Genomic DNA, 14,035 nt, shown 5'->3' on the forward strand with positions numbered 1-14,035 from the left:
TAACCACGCAGGCTCGAGAACGTCTTTGTTCGATCTCCACAAAGTGACCGGTCACACACGTGGATCAGACGTCCAGGGCGACCTTGCCCGCCACCCGCTCCTCGTTGCGCCGCGTTTTGGTCCAACCGTTGTTGCCGCGCACCAAACGGATCAACGCGCGCCACGACGTGATGTAGAAGGTGTAGATGTACAGCGCGTAGCCGAACCCGTACGCAACGGACTTCCAGAACCCGACGGGTTCACAGCGTGCGCGGTACACCGGTCCCCACAGGACGAACGGCAGCAGCCCGAACGCGCCGTACACGGTGAACAAGATCCAGGCGCCGTCGAGGAACCACGTCACGACTTCGGCAGGCGACACCGCGAACCGGTACGCCATCATCGCCACCGGAATCGGGTAGATCAGCGTGCCCAGCAACTGCATCCACGGTTGCGCGAGGTAGTACATCATCTCCGCCGCGCCCAGCGTGGTCAGGTGCTCGGAGTCCCAGATGCGCCGCAGATAGCGCATGCACTGCATGGTGCCCTGGCCCCACCGCGTGCGTTGCGCCAGGAACCGCCGCAACGAGTACAGCGCCTCCTGGTTCACGTGCGTGTCCAACGAGAAACCCGTGTGCCAGCCCGCCGTCAGCAGGTGCACGCCGAGCTCGAAGTCCTCCAGCAACGACCCGCGCCACGGGCTTCCGGCCGGCCCGGCGATGGAGTCCAAAGCGGACAGACGGGTGAACTGCCCGTTGCCGCCCATGGAGATGGTGCCGGTGGCACCGCGGGACATCTGGATCGCCGCGATGGCCGTGCGGAACTCGAGGTCCTGCATCCGCACGAGCCCGGCACCGAACGCGCGGCGCCACCGCGACACCCCCGGCTGCCGCTGCCCCGCGTTGATCATCCGCACGTCCACCTGCACGGCGCCGATCCGCGGGTTGCCGAAGAGGTGTTGCGCCGCACAGACTTCGAGGCAGTTCGGCGCGGGCCGTCCGTCCGCGTCGACCACCACGACGACCGCGCGGTCGGCGTCCGCGCGACGTCCCATCCACATCTTCAACGTGCGGTAGGCGTCGTTCAGCGCGTTGCCCTTGCCGGTGCGGGCGTACGGGCGCTGGCGTTGCACGAGGTGGATCTGCGGGTCCCGCACACCACCGTTGCGCTTCAGCATCCGCACGACTCCGGCGGTGCGGTCGTCCGAGTCGTCGTCGATGACCCACACGTGCGCGATGGGGAAAGTCCCGCGCAGGTACCGGATCGTGTCGCCGATGACGGCCTCTTCGTCGCGGCACGGCACGAAGAAGTGCCATTCCAGCGAACCCGGCTCACCGACGGGCGCGGGTTTGCGCCGCAGGTACGGGACCACGATCACGAACACGTACGTCACGAAGGCGACGCTCATCGTCAGGGCGAGCGCCTGCGTGAACCCGAGGACGAGGTCGAGGCTCACTTCCGCGTGGCCAGCCAGACGAACGCGACCAACGCCGCCGCGCCACCGAACACGCTCACCATCGACCCGAGCAGCGTGTGACCCCAGTAGTACCCGGTGTCGACGCCCAGCCAGTCCACGAGGCCCACCAGCGTCAGCACGCGGAACTGGTTCACGACGACGACCGCGAGCGCGGCGACCCCCAGCGCGAACAGCACGCGGCTCTGGATGCGCGGGCGCAGCGCGATCATCACGGCGCCGACGACGATCAGCGGCAGCACCAGGAACGCGGACGTGCACTCCGGCGTCATCCGCAGGCCCAGCGGGGTGTCCGAGCCCAGTCCGAAGTAGACGGTCTGGCGTTCCGGGACCACGTCCACGCCGTAGGAGCTGATGGCGCTCAGCACCGCGCCGGACAGCGAGATCTCCGCCGTGCGGTACAGGCGATGTGCGAACACGAGTCCCGCCGCTGCGGCGAGCAGGACGACCACCGTCACCCGGCTCGGGAATGCGGTGCGGCGCACGGCAAGCGTCACCCGAAGATCCTTTCAACCGATGAGGGAGCGCCCAGACGGGCTACTTGACGTTCCATCGGTAGACGCAACGTCAGCCCTCACCCCCGGATCGGGTGACGCCGTAACCGGAAATTGATCAAAAAAGCCACGATCAGTGGCGCCGATTGGGCGAGTCGAGTGGTCCCGTCGCCCGATACGGGGAGTAACCCTCAGTTCCCCCGAAAGAAAGCCGATGCCGGTAATTGCCCCCGGAAAGCGTGAAACCAGATCGGTATCAACGCGCCCTGGGGCCGGAGGAATCAAGGGAAGGAGTTTCATGCGTGTCCGAATGACGGGACTGGCTGGAGTCATCGCGATTGCCGCACTCCTGGTCGGTGCCGCACCCGCTTCCGCCGCTCCGGGGGACGCCTCGGCCTATGGTGCGAAGCTCGACGTGACGCTGCTCGGCAACCCCGCGGTCCACGCGGAGCCGTTCGCCGCAGCCGATGCGAACGGTCCGGCCCAGAACACGTTCGCGGGCGTCGACCTCACCGGGATTCTGAAGACCGGTGTCATCAACGCTTCCGCGTCGCGGGACGAGAACTCCGGCGGCGTGTACTCGCGGGCGAGCACCGCGGACGTCCGGGTCGACCTGCTCTCCAAGGTCACCGGCAAGATCTCCGCCGAGCTGGTGGAGGCGGAGTGCACGGCGACCCAGAAGGGGCTCGCCGGCAAGGCCAAGCTCGCGGGCGTGAACCTCGGCAAGCTCGGCCAGGTCAACACCGACCCCGCCGTCAACACCAAGCTCGACGTGCAGCTCGCGGGTATCAAGATCGCGGAAGTGATCTTCAACGAGCAGGTCAAGAACAACGACGGCAGCCTCACCGTGAACGCGATCCACATCAAGCTGCTGCAGGGCGTGCTCGGCTCCATCGGCACCGGCGACGTGATCATCTCGTCCGCCACGTGCGGCCCCGCCGGCCTGCCCATCCCGATGGCGTCGGGGGCGGGGCTGTGGATCGGCCTCGGCCTGCTCGGTGTCGTCTCCGCTCCGGTCGCTTTCGTGGCGCTGCGCCGTCGCGCGTCGCTCAACCCGGCCTGATCGAGGAGCGGCAGATGTACAAGGTCCCCGGTACCGGCATAGGCGTCGGCACGGGCGTGGGTGCCCTCGCGGTCACCGGCGCGGACGTGACGTGGTGGATCGCCGCGGGAATCGTCCTCCTCGTCGCGGGTGCGTTCCTCGCGCACTCGGCGCGGAGGAGGCGGCGCGCGGTCCCCGTCCAGACCAGACCGAATCGAGCCGGCTGACGTGGCCCGTCCGGGGTCGCCCCCGCCCCCGGACGGGCCTCCCGCCCTCCCCCCGAGAAGAGGACAACGGTGAGCAAAGAGGTTTTGCTGGTGGCCGGCACGCGGCCGGAAGCCCTGAAGATCGCCCCGGTCGCCATCGCCCTGAAGGGGCACCCCGGCCTGCGCCCCACGATCGTCCACAGCGGACAGCACGCCGGCCTGGTCGAGCAGGCGCTCGCGGCGTTCGACCTGGTGCCGGACCTGATGCTGGACGTCCCCCGCGACACCGGGACGCAGGCCGAGCTGGTCTCCCGGTTGTTGCCCGAGTTCGACGCCGTGCTGGAGGAGCGCGACCCGGCGGTCACCCTCGTGCAGGGCGACACCACCACGACCCTGGCCGCGGCGCTGGCCTCGTTCTGGCGCGGCATCCCCGTGGCGCACCTCGAAGCCGGTCTGCGGACCGGTGACCTGTACGGCCCGTTCCCCGAGGAGGGGAACCGGCAGATGATCTCCCGCATCACCTCGCTGCACCTCGCGCCGACCGACGACGCCGCGAACGCGCTGAACTCCGAGTCGTTGCCGGACAGCCACATCGTCGTCACCGGCAACACCGTCGTGGACGCCGTGCAGCGCGTCGCGTCCGCGAACCTGCCCGCGTCCAGCCCGGACCTCGTCGCCCTGGAACGCACGCTGGACGCCACCGGTGGCCGGCTCATGCTCGTCACCGTGCACCGCCGCGAGTCGTGGGGCCGCCCGCTCATGCGCGTGCTCAACGCCGTGCGCGCCATCGCCGACCGGCACCCCGACCTGCACGTGCTGGTCCCCGCGCACCCGAACCCCGGTGTGCGCGAGCAGGTCGTGTCGCTGCTGGGCGGCCACGAGCGCGTCGTCATCACCGACCCGCTGGGCTACCCGGACATGGTGCGCGTGCTGAAGCGCGCGGCCCTCGTGCTGACCGACTCCGGTGGCATCCAGGAGGAGGCGCCCACGTTCGGCGTGCCCGTCCTGGTGCTGCGCGAGACCACCGAACGCATGCTCGCCGTCGACGCCGGGTGCGCCTGGCTCGTCGGCACCGACACCACCCGCATCCTCGCCGAGGCGGGCTGGGTGCTCGGCTCCCGGCTGCGGCTTCCCCTGGGGCGCAACCCGTTCGGAGACGGGCGTGCCGCCGTGCGCGTGTGTACCGCGCTGGAGAGGCTGGCAGGCCTGCCGACCGCACTGCCGCGCCGCGAGCCGTTCGCCACGCTCGTCGGAGTCCGCTGACGAACGAAGACGCCTGTCCCTCAACCAGGTAATTGCCTACACGAATGGGTGATATGAAGGGCTGGGCATTCGTCAGCGCCGCCCATCACAACCATTATCGGGCGGTGGGAACAAAGGCAATGCGAAAAATGCGCAAGAGTTCGATCGCCGGCGCTGTGGTCGCGTTGACGTTCGCGACCGCGGGCACCGCGCTCGCGGCCAACCCGCCCGGCACCGCGTCGGCGGGATCCGCGGACTTCGCGAAGGGGAGCCAGACGTTCACGGTGGCGCCGCTCGCGGTGTGCGACGTGAACCCGGACGTGGCGGGCACCGTCACCGGCTCCAGCCCGGCGGTGAGCCGGACCGGGCTCAAGATCGGTGAGACCAGGTCCACCTGCACGACCGAGGTGGTGAACCCGGACGAGTTCCTGACCAGGACCAAGTCCGTGGCGACGGGCGTCGACTTCGACCTGTCCGTCCTCGCCGGGCTGTCCGGCGGGAACAGGGGACCGCGGCTCAAGATCGCCGAGTGGTCGGTCAGCTGCGACGCCACCGAGACGGGCACGTCGGCGGGCTGGCAGCTCAAGGGCACGTCCGGCTGGACCGGGCTGCCGCCGCAGATCCCGCCCGGCTACGTGCACGACGTCAAGGCGAGCAACGGCACCGTGCTCGCCAAGGCCAAGTTCACCGACACCGCGTTCCCGGTGCCGAACGACGGCAGCCTCAGCATGACCCTGCTGAAGCTCACCTTCGAACCGTCGTCCGGCTACACGGGAAGCATCACCCTCGGCACGGTGGCCTGCTCGCCGACTCCCTAGCGGTGCGACTCGGAAGCTTGGCGAGGTAATCCGCGCTCAGCAGGGCGCCTCGCGGCACCGCCCCCACGCCCCCATACGTCCAGTATGAGGACGTGGGGGCGGCACCACGATGCACCCGTCTGACCGCGAATTCCCCGGCAAGCTTCCGAGCCACACCACTAGGAGACAGCGACACCCGCGGCGAGCAGCTCCTCAACGGCGGCGTCGCGGGTCGTCGCGGCCACGGCCGCCGTCAGGTCGACGAGCACCGTCGTGCGGAAGCCGTTGCGGTGGGCGTCGAGGGCGGTGGCGCGGACGCAGTGGTCGGTCGCGATGCCCACGACGTCCACCTCGGTCACGCCCCTCTCCGTCAGCCAGCCCGCGAGGTCGTTCTCCGCCTCGAAGCCCGAGTAGGCGGCGGCGAAACGGCCCTTCGAGAAGACCTGCTCGATCCCCGACACGTCGAGTTCCGGGTGGAACGACGCTCCGGGCGACCCGGCCACGCAGTGCACCGGCCACGAGTCGATGAAGTCCGGCGTGAGGGAGAAGTGGGCGCCGGGGTCGACGTGGTAGTCCCGCGTCGCCACGACGTGGTCGTACGACGAGGTCGCGATGTGCTGCGAGATGGCCGCGGCCACCGCCGCACCACCGGCGACGGCCAGCGAGCCGCCCTCGCAGAAGTCGTTCTGCACGTCGACGACGATCAGTGCCTTGGTCATGTCAGTTCTCCACGTAGATCGTCGGGATCGCGGGCTCGCCGCGCGAGAGCTTGAGGCCCTCCCACGGCACGCTCACCAGAGCCGCGCGCAGGCGTTCGCGGCTCTGCTCCAGTGTGGGCACCTCGTCGGTGACCTGGCCGGCCCGCATCAGCGGGATCTGCACGAGCCGGTCGTGCGGGCCGAGTTCGGGTTCGGAGGACGCCTGGAACACGACCTCCTCCAGCGCGGTGCCCGTGTCCTTGTGGCGCCGCAACGCCTTCTTCCAGCCGCCGCGCGACGTCTTGGACGTGCTGCGCTTCTCGACGTGCCTGCCGTCGACCTCGACCAGCTTGTAGACCATGCCCGCGGTCGGCGCGCCGGATCCGACCACGACCGACGTGCCGACGCCGTACGCGTCCACGGGCTCGGCGCGCAGGGCGGCGATCGAGTACTCGTCGAGGTCACCGGACACGACGATGCGGGTGTTGCGGGCGCCCAGCGAGTCGAGCTGGTCGCGGGCCTGGCGGGCCAGCACGCCCAGGTCGCCCGAGTCGATCCGGATCGCGCCGAGATCGGGCCCGGCGACGGCGACCGCGGTCTTGATGCCCTCGGTGATGTCGTAGGTGTCGACCAGCAACGTCGTCCCCGCACCCAGCGCCTCGACCTGGCTGCGGAACGCCTCCTCCTCGGAGTCGTGCAGCAACGTGAACGCGTGCGCGCACGTGCCGGCCGTCGGGATGCCGTGCCGGCGCCCGGCCTCCAGGTTGGACGTCGCGGTGAAGCCCGCCAGGTACGCCGCGCGGGCGGACGCCACGGCGGCCTCCTCATGCGTGCGGCGCGAGCCCATCTCGATCATCCTGCGGCCGTTCGCGGCGGTCACCATGCGGGCGGCGGCGGACGCGATGGCGCTGTCGTGGTTGAGGATCGAGAGCGCGAGCGTCTCCAGCACGACGCCCTCGGCGAACGACGCGCGCACCGTCAGCACCGGCGAACCGGGGAAGTACAGCTCGCCCTCGGGGTAGCCGTCGACCTCGCCGGTGAACCGGTAGTCCGCGAGCCATTCCAAGGTGGAATCGTCGACCACGGCGTTGCGGCGCAGCTGCTCGATCTCCTCCTCGCCGAAGCGGAAGTCCGCGATCGCGTCGAGGAGCCTGTTCGTGCCGGCGACCACGCCGTAGCGCCGTTCGTTCGGCAGCCTCCGCGCGAACAGCTCGAACACGCACGGACGGTCACCAGTGCCGTCACGCAGCGCGGCCGCGAGCATCGTGAGCTCGTAGTGGTCGGTGAGCAACGCCGTCGAGTTCATGGTCACCAACCCTAAGGTCGCATCCGGTTTACCCGCACGCGGTCTCCGTCACTGCGGCGAACATGACACCATTGGCGGTATGACCACGCCCGTCGAACAGGAACGGACGCAGCCGGAGGCCGTCGGTGAGGAAGTCGCCGCCGAGGACCGACCCTGGCAGACCGTGGTCTGGAACGACCCGGTAAACCTCATGTCCTACGTGACGTACGTGTTCCAGAAGCTGTTCGGGTTCAGCAGGGACCATGCAACCAAGCTGATGCTCGACGTGCACCACAAGGGCAAGGCGATCGTGACATCGGGGACCAAGGACAAGGTGGAGGCCGACGTGGCGAAACTCCACGCGGCAGGGCTCTGGGCGACCATGCAGCGGGCCTCGTGAAGAGGTGGATCCGCGACGGCGACGTCGTCGTCGGCAGGCTGGATCGGCAGGAGGCCGCGGTCGTGCGCGGTCTGGTCAGCCAGATCCAGGACATGCTGCTGGCCCGCGCCGAGGAGGCGCCCCAGGACGAGCTCGCGGAGCTGACCGGCATCAGGACGGGTTCGTCGGAGGCTCCCGACGATCCCATCCTGGGCAGGCTGCTGCCCGACTTCCACCGCCTCGACGACGACGCGCCCGACCCGGACGAGGTCAACTCGGCGGCGGCGCTGCGCTCGTTGCACGAACCGGAGCTTCTGGACCACAAGACGGGTGCGGCGGAGACCGTGCTGCGCACCTGCTCGCCCGACGGCGGTGAGATCCGGCTGACCATCGCGGAAGCCGAGGCCTGGATGGCGTCGCTCAACGACGTGCGTCTGGCCCTGGGGACGGCGCTGGACGTCACCGAGGACATGCCGGAGGAACTGCCGCCGGAGGACCCGAGGTCGCCGCACCTCGGCGTCTACCACTGGCTCACCTGGGTGCAGGACACGCTCGTCGAAGCGATGATGCCGTGATTCCCGGCGTCCTCGTCGGCCACCACCACCGCCTCGAACCCGGCTGGGCGACCGGCACGACCGTCGTGCTGGTGCCGGCCGGAGCGGTCGGGGCCGTCGACGGACGCGGTGGCGCGCCCGGCACCCGCGAGACCGACCTGCTGGACCCGGCGAACCTCGTCCAGCAGGTGCACGCGATCTGCCTTTCCGGTGGCTCGGCCTACGGGCTCGCGGCCGCGGACGGCGTCATGCGCTGGCTCTCCGAACGGTCGATCGGCTTCCAGGTGGGCGCCCAGCCGCACCACGTCGTGCCGATCGTGCCCGGCGCGGTGATCTTCGACCTGCCGATGTCGGAGTGGGGCAACCGGCCGGACGCCTCGTTCGGCTACGCGGCCTGCGAGGCGGCTGCCGGTGAGTTCGAACTGGGCTGCGTCGGCGCGGGTGCCGGTGCACGGGTCGGCGCGCTCAAGGGTGGTGTCGGCGTCGCCTCGGCGACGGTCGGCGCGCACCGGATCGGCGCCTTGGCCGTGGTGAACGCGTCCGGTGAGGTCGTCGACCGCGCGTCCGGCCTGCCGTGGCTGCCCTCGCTCGGGACGGCGGCGGTGCAGCTGCCCGAACGCAAGCCCGAAGGCCTCAACACGACGATCGGCGTGGTCGCGGTGGACGCCGAGCTGTCCAAGGCGGAGTGCCAGCGGCTCGCGATGGCCGCGCAGGACGGCCTGGCCCGCGCCGTGCGGCCCGCGCACTCGATGTTCGACGGCGACACGGTGTTCGCGCTGGCCACAGGCGCCGTGCCGCTCGCGGAGCCGCGCGCGTTCGCCCTGGACGCGTTGTGCACGGCGGCGGCCGAGATGTTCGCGGAGGCCGTGGTGTCCGGTGTGCGCGAGGCGACTTCGGTGAACGGCGTGACGGCGTTCCGCGACCTCTGAGTTGGGTAACCCCCCGTCATGGCCGATGTCATCGATCAGGCAGCAGGTGTCGTGTCCGAGCTCGCCCCGCCCGGTGCGGCGCGTGAGATCCCCGGCAGGGAACTGGCGGTGGTCGCGCCCGCGGGGCTGTTCGCCGCGGCGTTCCTCGTGCCACCGGGGCTGGGAAAAGTGCTGATGAAGCTGGGTGTCGCGGTCACGCCGCTCGCCGCCTGGGCGGAGCTGGCCGCGTGGCGCGGGCTCGACCAGGGGCAACGGCGCCGCGGGGTGGCGTTGCTGGCCCTCTACCTCGTGGTGGTGCTCAGCCGGCGTCGATGAACGCCTTGAAGTTCTCGACGTTGCGTTCGACCTGCTCGCGCAGCGACTTCTCGAGCATCCTGCGGCCGAGCTTCAGCAGCCCGGACAGCTCGAACTCGTTGTCGCACACGAGCAGCGTGTGCTGGTCGTCGATCGCCGAGTACCGGTTGGTGATCGTGTGCACCATCCCGGTCGTCTCGTAGCGGGAGATCCGCTCGTCGGCGGTCGCGGACAGCACCGTCTCCTGCAGCGTGAACTTGCGGTACTTCAGCGTGGCCGTGGAGCCGGCCGCGCCCGGCGTCTCGCTGTGCTGGGTGATGCTGACCAGGTCCGGCTGCCACTCGTGCAGGTGGGCCGGGTCGGAGGTGATCACCCGCACCGTCTCGATCGGCCTGTTGAGCACGATCTCCTTGGTGAACCTCATCCGAGCACCTCCGTCCACGCGTCGCTGATCTGCTGCGCCCGCACTCCCGCGGCCATCAGGTCCTCCGGCGACGCGGTCGCGATCCAGTCCTTCGCGGCGCCTTCCGGCAGGTTCCCCGCGAGGTGGTCCTCCAGCGCGTGCAGGCCCATCTCCCAGCCCGCGCCGAGCCCCCACATCGTCGGTGACGCGTTCGGGATGAGTTCACCGGGCACGGGGGAGTGCGACAGCGTGAGCACCGTCGAGTCACCGTTCGGTTCGAGCCGCACGACGACCTCGGTCACGCCGCCGCCCATCTCCCAGGTCAGGCCGATCTCGCTGGGCCTCTCGCAGCGGACGACCTCGCCGCCCGCGTTGCCCTCCAGCTGGTAGCGGCCGCCCGGGCGGAGGTCGCCGCTGATCGGCAGGAACCACCTGACCAGGCGTTCCGGCGAGGTGATGGCGTCCCAGACGTCCTCGCGCTCTGACTTGTAGTGCCGCCGGATGACGAGCTTGCCGTCCTCGTAGGCGCGATCAGTCATCTTCTGCCTCCAGCCTGCGCTCACGCTTGCCGCGTGCCAGTTCGGTCGCCAGCGCGTCGAGATGCGGTTCCCAGAACCGCCGGAAGTGGTCCAGCCACGCGTCGACCTCCCGCAACGGGTCGGGCGCCACGGCGTAGAGCCGCCGCGTGCCCTCGGGTCTGACCTCGACGAACCCGGACGAGCGCAACACCTTCAGGTGCTGCGACACCGCGGACTGGGTGATCGAGAACTCGGCCTGGACCACCTCGCCGACGTCTCCCGCCGCCCGCTCGCCACTGGCGAGCAGTTCCAGGATCCGCCGGCGCACCGGGTCTGCGAGTACGTCGAACGCGTGCACGGCGGTCACTGTAGTAGCTGCGGCTAATATAAGCCAGTGCTAAATCAAGCAGCGGAGCGCGGGTATCTCGCATACCGAGACAACTCTCGCCGGCCCGTAGGATTGAACGCGTGCTGGTGATTCGCCGTGACCTGGTGGACGCGATGGTGGCCCACGCGCGCCGCGACCATCCCGACGAGGCGTGCGGGGTGATCGCCGGGCCGTACGGGTCCGACAGCCCTGAGCGCTTCATCGAGATGGAGAACGCGGAGCGGTCGCCCACGTTCTACCGGTTCGACGCGGCCGAGCAGCTCAAGGTGTGGCGCGAGATGGACGCGAACGACGAGGTGCCGGTGGTCATCTACCACTCGCACACCGCGACGGAGGCGTACCCGTCCCGCACCGACATCTCGTTCGCGGGCGAGCCGGAGGCCCACTACGTGCTGGTCTCCACGCGTGACCCGATCGAGCACGAGCTGCGGTCGTACCGCATCGTCGACGGTGTCGTGACCGAGGAACCGGTCAAGATCGTCGAATCCTGAGTTGCACCCGTTTCCCGGAGGTAGAACCACCATGGCAGTCACCGTGTCGATCCCGACCATCCTGCGCACCCACACCGGGGGCGAGAAGTCGGTGTCCGCTGCCGGTACGACGCTCGCCGAGGTCATCGACGACCTGGAGAACAACCACGGCGGCCTCAAGGCCCGCCTGGTCAAGGAGGGCACGCTGCACCGGTTCGTCAACGTCTACGTCAACGACGAGGACGTGCGCTTCTCCGGCGGCCTCGCGGCCGAGGTGAAGGACGGCGACAACGTCACCATCCTCCCGGCCGTCGCGGGCGGCTGATCTTTCCCATGGCCCGTTACGACTCGCTCCTGGACGCGCTCGGCGGGACGCCGCTGGTGGGCCTGCCGCGCCTGTCGCCGTCCGAGGACGTGCGCATCTGGGCGAAGCTCGAGGACCGCAACCCGACCGGCTCGATCAAGGACCGGCCCGCGCTGGCCATGATCGAGGCGGCGGAGCGGGACGGCGTGCTGCGTCCCGGCGCGACGATCCTGGAGCCGACGTCCGGCAACACCGGCATCTCGCTCGCCATGGCCGCGAAGCTCAAGGGCTACGGCCTGGTCTGCGTGATGCCCGAGAACACCTCGACCGAGCGCAAGCAGCTGCTGCAGGCGTACGGCGCGCGCATCGTGTTCTCGCCTGCCGCCGGCGGGTCGAACCAGGCCGTCGCCACGGCGAAGGAGATCGCCAAGCAGAACCCGGACTGGGTCATGCTCTACCAGTACGGGAACCCGGCGAACGCGGAGGCGCACTTCCGCGGCACGGGACCGGAGATCCTCAAGGACCTCCCGGAGATCACGCACTTCGTCGCCGGTCTCGGCACGACGGGCACGCTCGTCGGCGTCGGGCGCTACCTGCGCGAGGCCAAGCCGGACGTGCAGATCATCGCCGCCGAGCCCCGCTACGGCGAGCTGGTCTACGGCCTGCGCAACCTCGACGAGGGCTTCGTGCCGGAGCTGTACGACGAGTCGGTGCTGACCGGCCGGTACTCGGTCGGGTCCTACGACGCGTTGCGCCGCACCCGGCAGCTGCTGGAGACCGAGGGCATCTTCGCCGGCATCTCGACGGGGGCGATCCTGCACGCCGCGCTGGCCGTGGCGCAGAAGGCCCAGGTCGCGGGGAAGTCCGCGGACATCGTGTTCATCGTCGCGGACGCGGGCTGGAAGTACCTGTCCACCGGCGCCTACGCCGGAACCCTGGACGAGGCGGCCGCCAAGCTCGACGGCCACCTCTGGGCGTGAGCTCTGCCGATCTTGTCGGTGGTGCCGAGTAGGTTGTGACGCAGGGGTTCCCAGCTCGGGGGGACCCCTGCGGCAGCGCGCCTCAGCCGTTGAACGCGACGCTCGGCACGCCCTGGCCGACGCCGGGCAGCACGAGCACGGAACCGTTGAGCTGCCGCTCCACCAGCGCCTCGTCGGACAGCCCCACGCGGGCGGACGTCACGTAGAGGTCGGTGAAGTCGGCACCGCCGAAGCAGCACGCGGTCGGGTTGTCGACCGGCACCTCGATCTCGCGGTCGAGCTCACCGGCAGGCGTGTAGCGGCGCACGGCGTGCCCACCCCACAGCGCGACCCACACGCACCCGTCGGCGTCGACGGTGAGCCCGTCCGGCCAGCCTTCGGTGTTGCCCACGTGGGTGAGCGGGCGGCGGTTCGCGACGGTGCCGGTGGCGTTGTCGAAGTCGAGGACGTCGATGCGGCGGGTCGGCGTGTCGATGAAGTACATGAGCGTGCCGTCCGGGCTCCAGCCGACGCCGTTGCTGGTGTTCACCTCGTCCACCATGACCTTCGCGGAACCGTCGCCGGTGATCCTGGCGAGCCAGCCCTCGTCGGCGGCCTGGTCGTAGCGCATCGTGCCGGCCCACAGGCGGCCCGACGGGTCGATGCCCGCGTCGTTGCCGCGCACACCTTCGCGGGCCCAGTAGACGAGCCAGCTCTTGGAGCCGTCGCGGTCGACCAGCGCGATGCCGTCGCGCAGGTTGCAGACGATGCCGCCCTGCGCGCGGGGCTTGGCGGCGCCCACGTGCTGGGGCACCACGAGCACCGCGTCGTCGTCCCGCGCGGGTGCGTACCGGTGCACCTCGGAGGCGAGGATGTCCACCCACAGCAACGTGGAGCTGCTGTGGTCCCACGTCGGCCCCTCGCCGAGCTGGGCGGATGCGCGTACCGCTACTTCGATCGACACCCGACCACCCTAGTTGCCACGTACCCTGGACACGTGGACCGCACCGCGCTCGCGAAACGGGTAATACCGCCGCATCCAGTGCTGTCGTTGCTCGTCGTGGCGGGGTTCGTCGGCTTCCTCTACGTCGTCGAGGCCTTCGACGTGGCGACCGGCGGCTCGCTGGAGGACGACGGCGTGCGGCCGCGTGATTTCAGCCAGTGGGACAACCTGCTGTGGATGCCGATGATCCACGGCGACTGGAGCCACCTCACCGGCAACGCGGTTCCGTTGCTGCTGCTGGGGTTCCTCGCGAACTCGGGAGGGCTCAAGCAGTTCTTCCAGGTCACCGCCGTCATCTGGTTGTCGTCCGCGCTGGGCGTGTGGGTGCTGGGCAGTACCGGCAGCCACATCGGCGCGTCCGGGCTGGTGTTCGGCTTCCTGGCGTTCCTGCTGGTGCGCGGGATCTTCGCGCGCTCGTGGCTGCAGCTGGTGATCGCCGTCGGTGTGTTCATGCTGTACGGCGCCGCGCTGTGGGGCGTGCTGCCCGGCCAGCCCGGCGTGTCGTGGGAAGGCCACCTGTTCGGCGCAATCGGCGGCGTTCTGGCCGCGTGGGGTGTCTCTCGCGACAACCGGCGCAGTACAACACCGGCTACATTCACGGCGTGACGATCGGGATC

At 69.9% G+C, this 14,035-nt stretch carries 20 protein-coding genes; 12 read left to right on the forward strand and 8 right to left on the reverse strand.

The window, feature by feature from the left end; translation table 11 throughout:
- Positions 1-64 precede the first annotated feature (64 nt).
- Both AB0M48_RS16090 and xrtP read right to left on the reverse strand, forming a co-directional pair.
- Positions 65-1,387, reverse strand: coding sequence for a glycosyltransferase (locus tag AB0M48_RS16090; RefSeq protein ID WP_363842700.1), 1,323 nt, complete (start codon positions 1,385-1,387; stop codon positions 65-67).
- Positions 1,388-1,431: 44 nt separating this feature from the next.
- Positions 1,432-1,950, reverse strand: a complete 519-nt coding sequence (xrtP, locus tag AB0M48_RS16095) for an exosortase P (RefSeq protein ID WP_363841775.1) — start codon at positions 1,948-1,950, stop codon at positions 1,432-1,434.
- A 295-nt stretch (positions 1,951-2,245) separates the two neighbouring features.
- Between xrtP and AB0M48_RS16100 the strand changes: the two genes are divergently transcribed.
- The 4 genes from AB0M48_RS16100 to AB0M48_RS16115 all read left to right on the forward strand — a co-directional run bounded on the left by AB0M48_RS16100 (position 2,246) and on the right by AB0M48_RS16115 (position 5,255).
- Positions 2,246-3,010: a choice-of-anchor P family protein gene (locus AB0M48_RS16100; protein ID WP_363841778.1), complete on the forward strand. Its 765-nt coding sequence runs from the start codon at positions 2,246-2,248 to the stop codon at positions 3,008-3,010.
- A 14-nt stretch (positions 3,011-3,024) separates the two neighbouring features.
- A complete protein-coding gene (locus AB0M48_RS16105; RefSeq protein WP_363841781.1) occupies positions 3,025-3,216 on the forward strand; it encodes an LPXTG cell wall anchor domain-containing protein in 192 nt (63 codons plus the stop codon).
- A 69-nt stretch (positions 3,217-3,285) separates the two neighbouring features.
- Positions 3,286-4,458, forward strand: coding sequence for a UDP-N-acetylglucosamine 2-epimerase (non-hydrolyzing) (gene wecB / locus AB0M48_RS16110; protein ID WP_363841783.1), 1,173 nt, complete (start codon positions 3,286-3,288; stop codon positions 4,456-4,458).
- Positions 4,459-4,586: 128 nt separating this feature from the next.
- Positions 4,587-5,255 (forward strand): hypothetical protein, encoded by a 669-nt coding sequence (locus tag AB0M48_RS16115; protein WP_363841786.1) that lies wholly within the window; start codon positions 4,587-4,589, stop codon positions 5,253-5,255.
- Between the two features lie 158 nt (positions 5,256-5,413).
- Here AB0M48_RS16115 and AB0M48_RS16120 read toward each other — a convergent pair whose 3' ends face one another.
- Positions 5,414-5,953 (reverse strand): isochorismatase family protein, encoded by a 540-nt coding sequence (locus AB0M48_RS16120; RefSeq protein WP_363841789.1) that lies wholly within the window; start codon positions 5,951-5,953, stop codon positions 5,414-5,416.
- A gap of 1 nt (position 5,954) precedes the next feature.
- Positions 5,955-7,238 (reverse strand): nicotinate phosphoribosyltransferase, encoded by a 1,284-nt coding sequence (locus AB0M48_RS16125; protein ID WP_363842704.1) that lies wholly within the window; start codon positions 7,236-7,238, stop codon positions 5,955-5,957.
- Between the two features lie 79 nt (positions 7,239-7,317).
- Between AB0M48_RS16125 and clpS the strand changes: the two genes are divergently transcribed.
- Genes clpS through AB0M48_RS16145 form a run of 4 tightly spaced genes read left to right on the forward strand, consistent with a single transcriptional unit; the run spans position 7,318 to position 9,394 of the window.
- On the forward strand, positions 7,318-7,617 hold the full coding sequence (clpS, locus tag AB0M48_RS16130) for an ATP-dependent Clp protease adapter ClpS (RefSeq protein ID WP_030479230.1): 300 nt from the start codon (positions 7,318-7,320) through the stop codon (positions 7,615-7,617).
- Positions 7,614-8,171: a DUF2017 domain-containing protein gene (locus tag AB0M48_RS16135; protein WP_319986422.1), complete on the forward strand. Its 558-nt coding sequence runs from the start codon at positions 7,614-7,616 to the stop codon at positions 8,169-8,171. The genes clpS and AB0M48_RS16135 overlap by 4 nt, the downstream gene beginning before the upstream one ends.
- A complete protein-coding gene (locus AB0M48_RS16140) occupies positions 8,168-9,079 on the forward strand; it encodes a P1 family peptidase (protein ID WP_363841794.1) in 912 nt (303 codons plus the stop codon). The genes AB0M48_RS16135 and AB0M48_RS16140 overlap by 4 nt, the downstream gene beginning before the upstream one ends.
- Positions 9,080-9,097: 18 nt before the next feature.
- Entirely contained in the window at positions 9,098-9,394 is a 297-nt protein-coding gene (locus AB0M48_RS16145) for a hypothetical protein (protein WP_319986420.1), read from the forward strand.
- On the opposite strand, the gene AB0M48_RS16150 is transcribed toward AB0M48_RS16145, so the two are convergent.
- Genes AB0M48_RS16150 through AB0M48_RS16160 form a run of 3 tightly spaced genes read right to left on the reverse strand, consistent with a single transcriptional unit; the run spans position 9,378 to position 10,652 of the window.
- Positions 9,378-9,797 (reverse strand): SRPBCC family protein, encoded by a 420-nt coding sequence (locus AB0M48_RS16150; RefSeq protein WP_363841798.1) that lies wholly within the window; start codon positions 9,795-9,797, stop codon positions 9,378-9,380. The genes AB0M48_RS16145 and AB0M48_RS16150 overlap by 17 nt on opposite strands.
- Positions 9,794-10,315: an SRPBCC family protein gene (locus AB0M48_RS16155; protein ID WP_363841800.1), complete on the reverse strand. Its 522-nt coding sequence runs from the start codon at positions 10,313-10,315 to the stop codon at positions 9,794-9,796. Before AB0M48_RS16155 ends, AB0M48_RS16150 begins: the two co-directional genes overlap by 4 nt.
- Positions 10,308-10,652, reverse strand: a complete 345-nt coding sequence (locus tag AB0M48_RS16160) for a metalloregulator ArsR/SmtB family transcription factor (RefSeq protein ID WP_363841803.1) — start codon at positions 10,650-10,652, stop codon at positions 10,308-10,310. Before AB0M48_RS16160 ends, AB0M48_RS16155 begins: the two co-directional genes overlap by 8 nt.
- 110 nt (positions 10,653-10,762) lie before the next feature.
- On the opposite strand from AB0M48_RS16160, the gene AB0M48_RS16165 reads away from it, so the two are divergent.
- The 3 genes from AB0M48_RS16165 to AB0M48_RS16175 are packed head-to-tail and all read left to right on the forward strand — an operon-like array spanning position 10,763 to position 12,436.
- Positions 10,763-11,173 carry a M67 family metallopeptidase gene (locus AB0M48_RS16165; protein ID WP_323055929.1) on the forward strand — a complete coding sequence of 137 codons (411 nt, stop codon included), beginning with the start codon at positions 10,763-10,765 and terminating at the stop codon, positions 11,171-11,173.
- 31 nt (positions 11,174-11,204) lie between these two features.
- Positions 11,205-11,477 (forward strand): MoaD/ThiS family protein, encoded by a 273-nt coding sequence (locus AB0M48_RS16170; protein WP_030479225.1) that lies wholly within the window; start codon positions 11,205-11,207, stop codon positions 11,475-11,477.
- Positions 11,478-11,485: 8 nt separating this feature from the next.
- On the forward strand, positions 11,486-12,436 hold the full coding sequence (locus AB0M48_RS16175) for a cysteine synthase (protein ID WP_363841807.1): 951 nt from the start codon (positions 11,486-11,488) through the stop codon (positions 12,434-12,436).
- 82 nt (positions 12,437-12,518) lie between these two features.
- On the opposite strand, the gene AB0M48_RS16180 is transcribed toward AB0M48_RS16175, so the two are convergent.
- Complete coding sequence (locus tag AB0M48_RS16180) at positions 12,519-13,379, reverse strand: SMP-30/gluconolactonase/LRE family protein (RefSeq protein WP_363841810.1); 861 nt, start codon at positions 13,377-13,379, stop codon at positions 12,519-12,521.
- Positions 13,380-13,412: 33 nt separating this feature from the next.
- Here AB0M48_RS16180 and AB0M48_RS16185 point away from each other — a divergent pair, with 33 nt between their 5' ends.
- On the forward strand, positions 13,413-14,024 hold the full coding sequence (locus AB0M48_RS16185) for a rhomboid family intramembrane serine protease (protein WP_363841813.1): 612 nt from the start codon (positions 13,413-13,415) through the stop codon (positions 14,022-14,024).
- Positions 14,025-14,035: the final 11 nt, after the last annotated feature.

This window comes from Lentzea sp. NPDC051208 (assembly GCF_040682435.1).
Classification (GTDB): domain Bacteria; phylum Actinomycetota; class Actinomycetes; order Mycobacteriales; family Pseudonocardiaceae; genus Lentzea; species Lentzea kristufekii.

Bases quoted from the DNA above. Each gene is read 5' to 3' on its own strand.
- AB0M48_RS16145 (WP_319986420.1), top strand. From the start codon at position 9,098: ATGGCCGATGTCATCGATCAGGCAGCAGGTGTCGTGTCCGAGCTCGCC.
- AB0M48_RS16120 (WP_363841789.1), bottom strand. From the start codon at position 5,953: ATGACCAAGGCACTGATCGTCGTCGACGTGCAGAACGACTTCTGCGAG.
- AB0M48_RS16150 (WP_363841798.1), bottom strand. From the start codon at position 9,797: ATGAGGTTCACCAAGGAGATCGTGCTCAACAGGCCGATCGAGACGGTG.
- AB0M48_RS16105 (WP_363841781.1), top strand. From the start codon at position 3,025: ATGTACAAGGTCCCCGGTACCGGCATAGGCGTCGGCACGGGCGTGGGT.
- AB0M48_RS16115 (WP_363841786.1), top strand. From the start codon at position 4,587: ATGCGCAAGAGTTCGATCGCCGGCGCTGTGGTCGCGTTGACGTTCGCG.
- AB0M48_RS16125 (WP_363842704.1), bottom strand. From the start codon at position 7,238: ATGAACTCGACGGCGTTGCTCACCGACCACTACGAGCTCACGATGCTC.
- clpS (WP_030479230.1), top strand. From the start codon at position 7,318: ATGACCACGCCCGTCGAACAGGAACGGACGCAGCCGGAGGCCGTCGGT.
- AB0M48_RS16175 (WP_363841807.1), top strand. From the start codon at position 11,486: ATGGCCCGTTACGACTCGCTCCTGGACGCGCTCGGCGGGACGCCGCTG.
- AB0M48_RS16155 (WP_363841800.1), bottom strand. From the start codon at position 10,315: ATGACTGATCGCGCCTACGAGGACGGCAAGCTCGTCATCCGGCGGCAC.
- AB0M48_RS16100 (WP_363841778.1), top strand. From the start codon at position 2,246: ATGCGTGTCCGAATGACGGGACTGGCTGGAGTCATCGCGATTGCCGCA.
- AB0M48_RS16170 (WP_030479225.1), top strand. From the start codon at position 11,205: ATGGCAGTCACCGTGTCGATCCCGACCATCCTGCGCACCCACACCGGG.
- AB0M48_RS16090 (WP_363842700.1), bottom strand. From the start codon at position 1,387: ATGAGCGTCGCCTTCGTGACGTACGTGTTCGTGATCGTGGTCCCGTAC.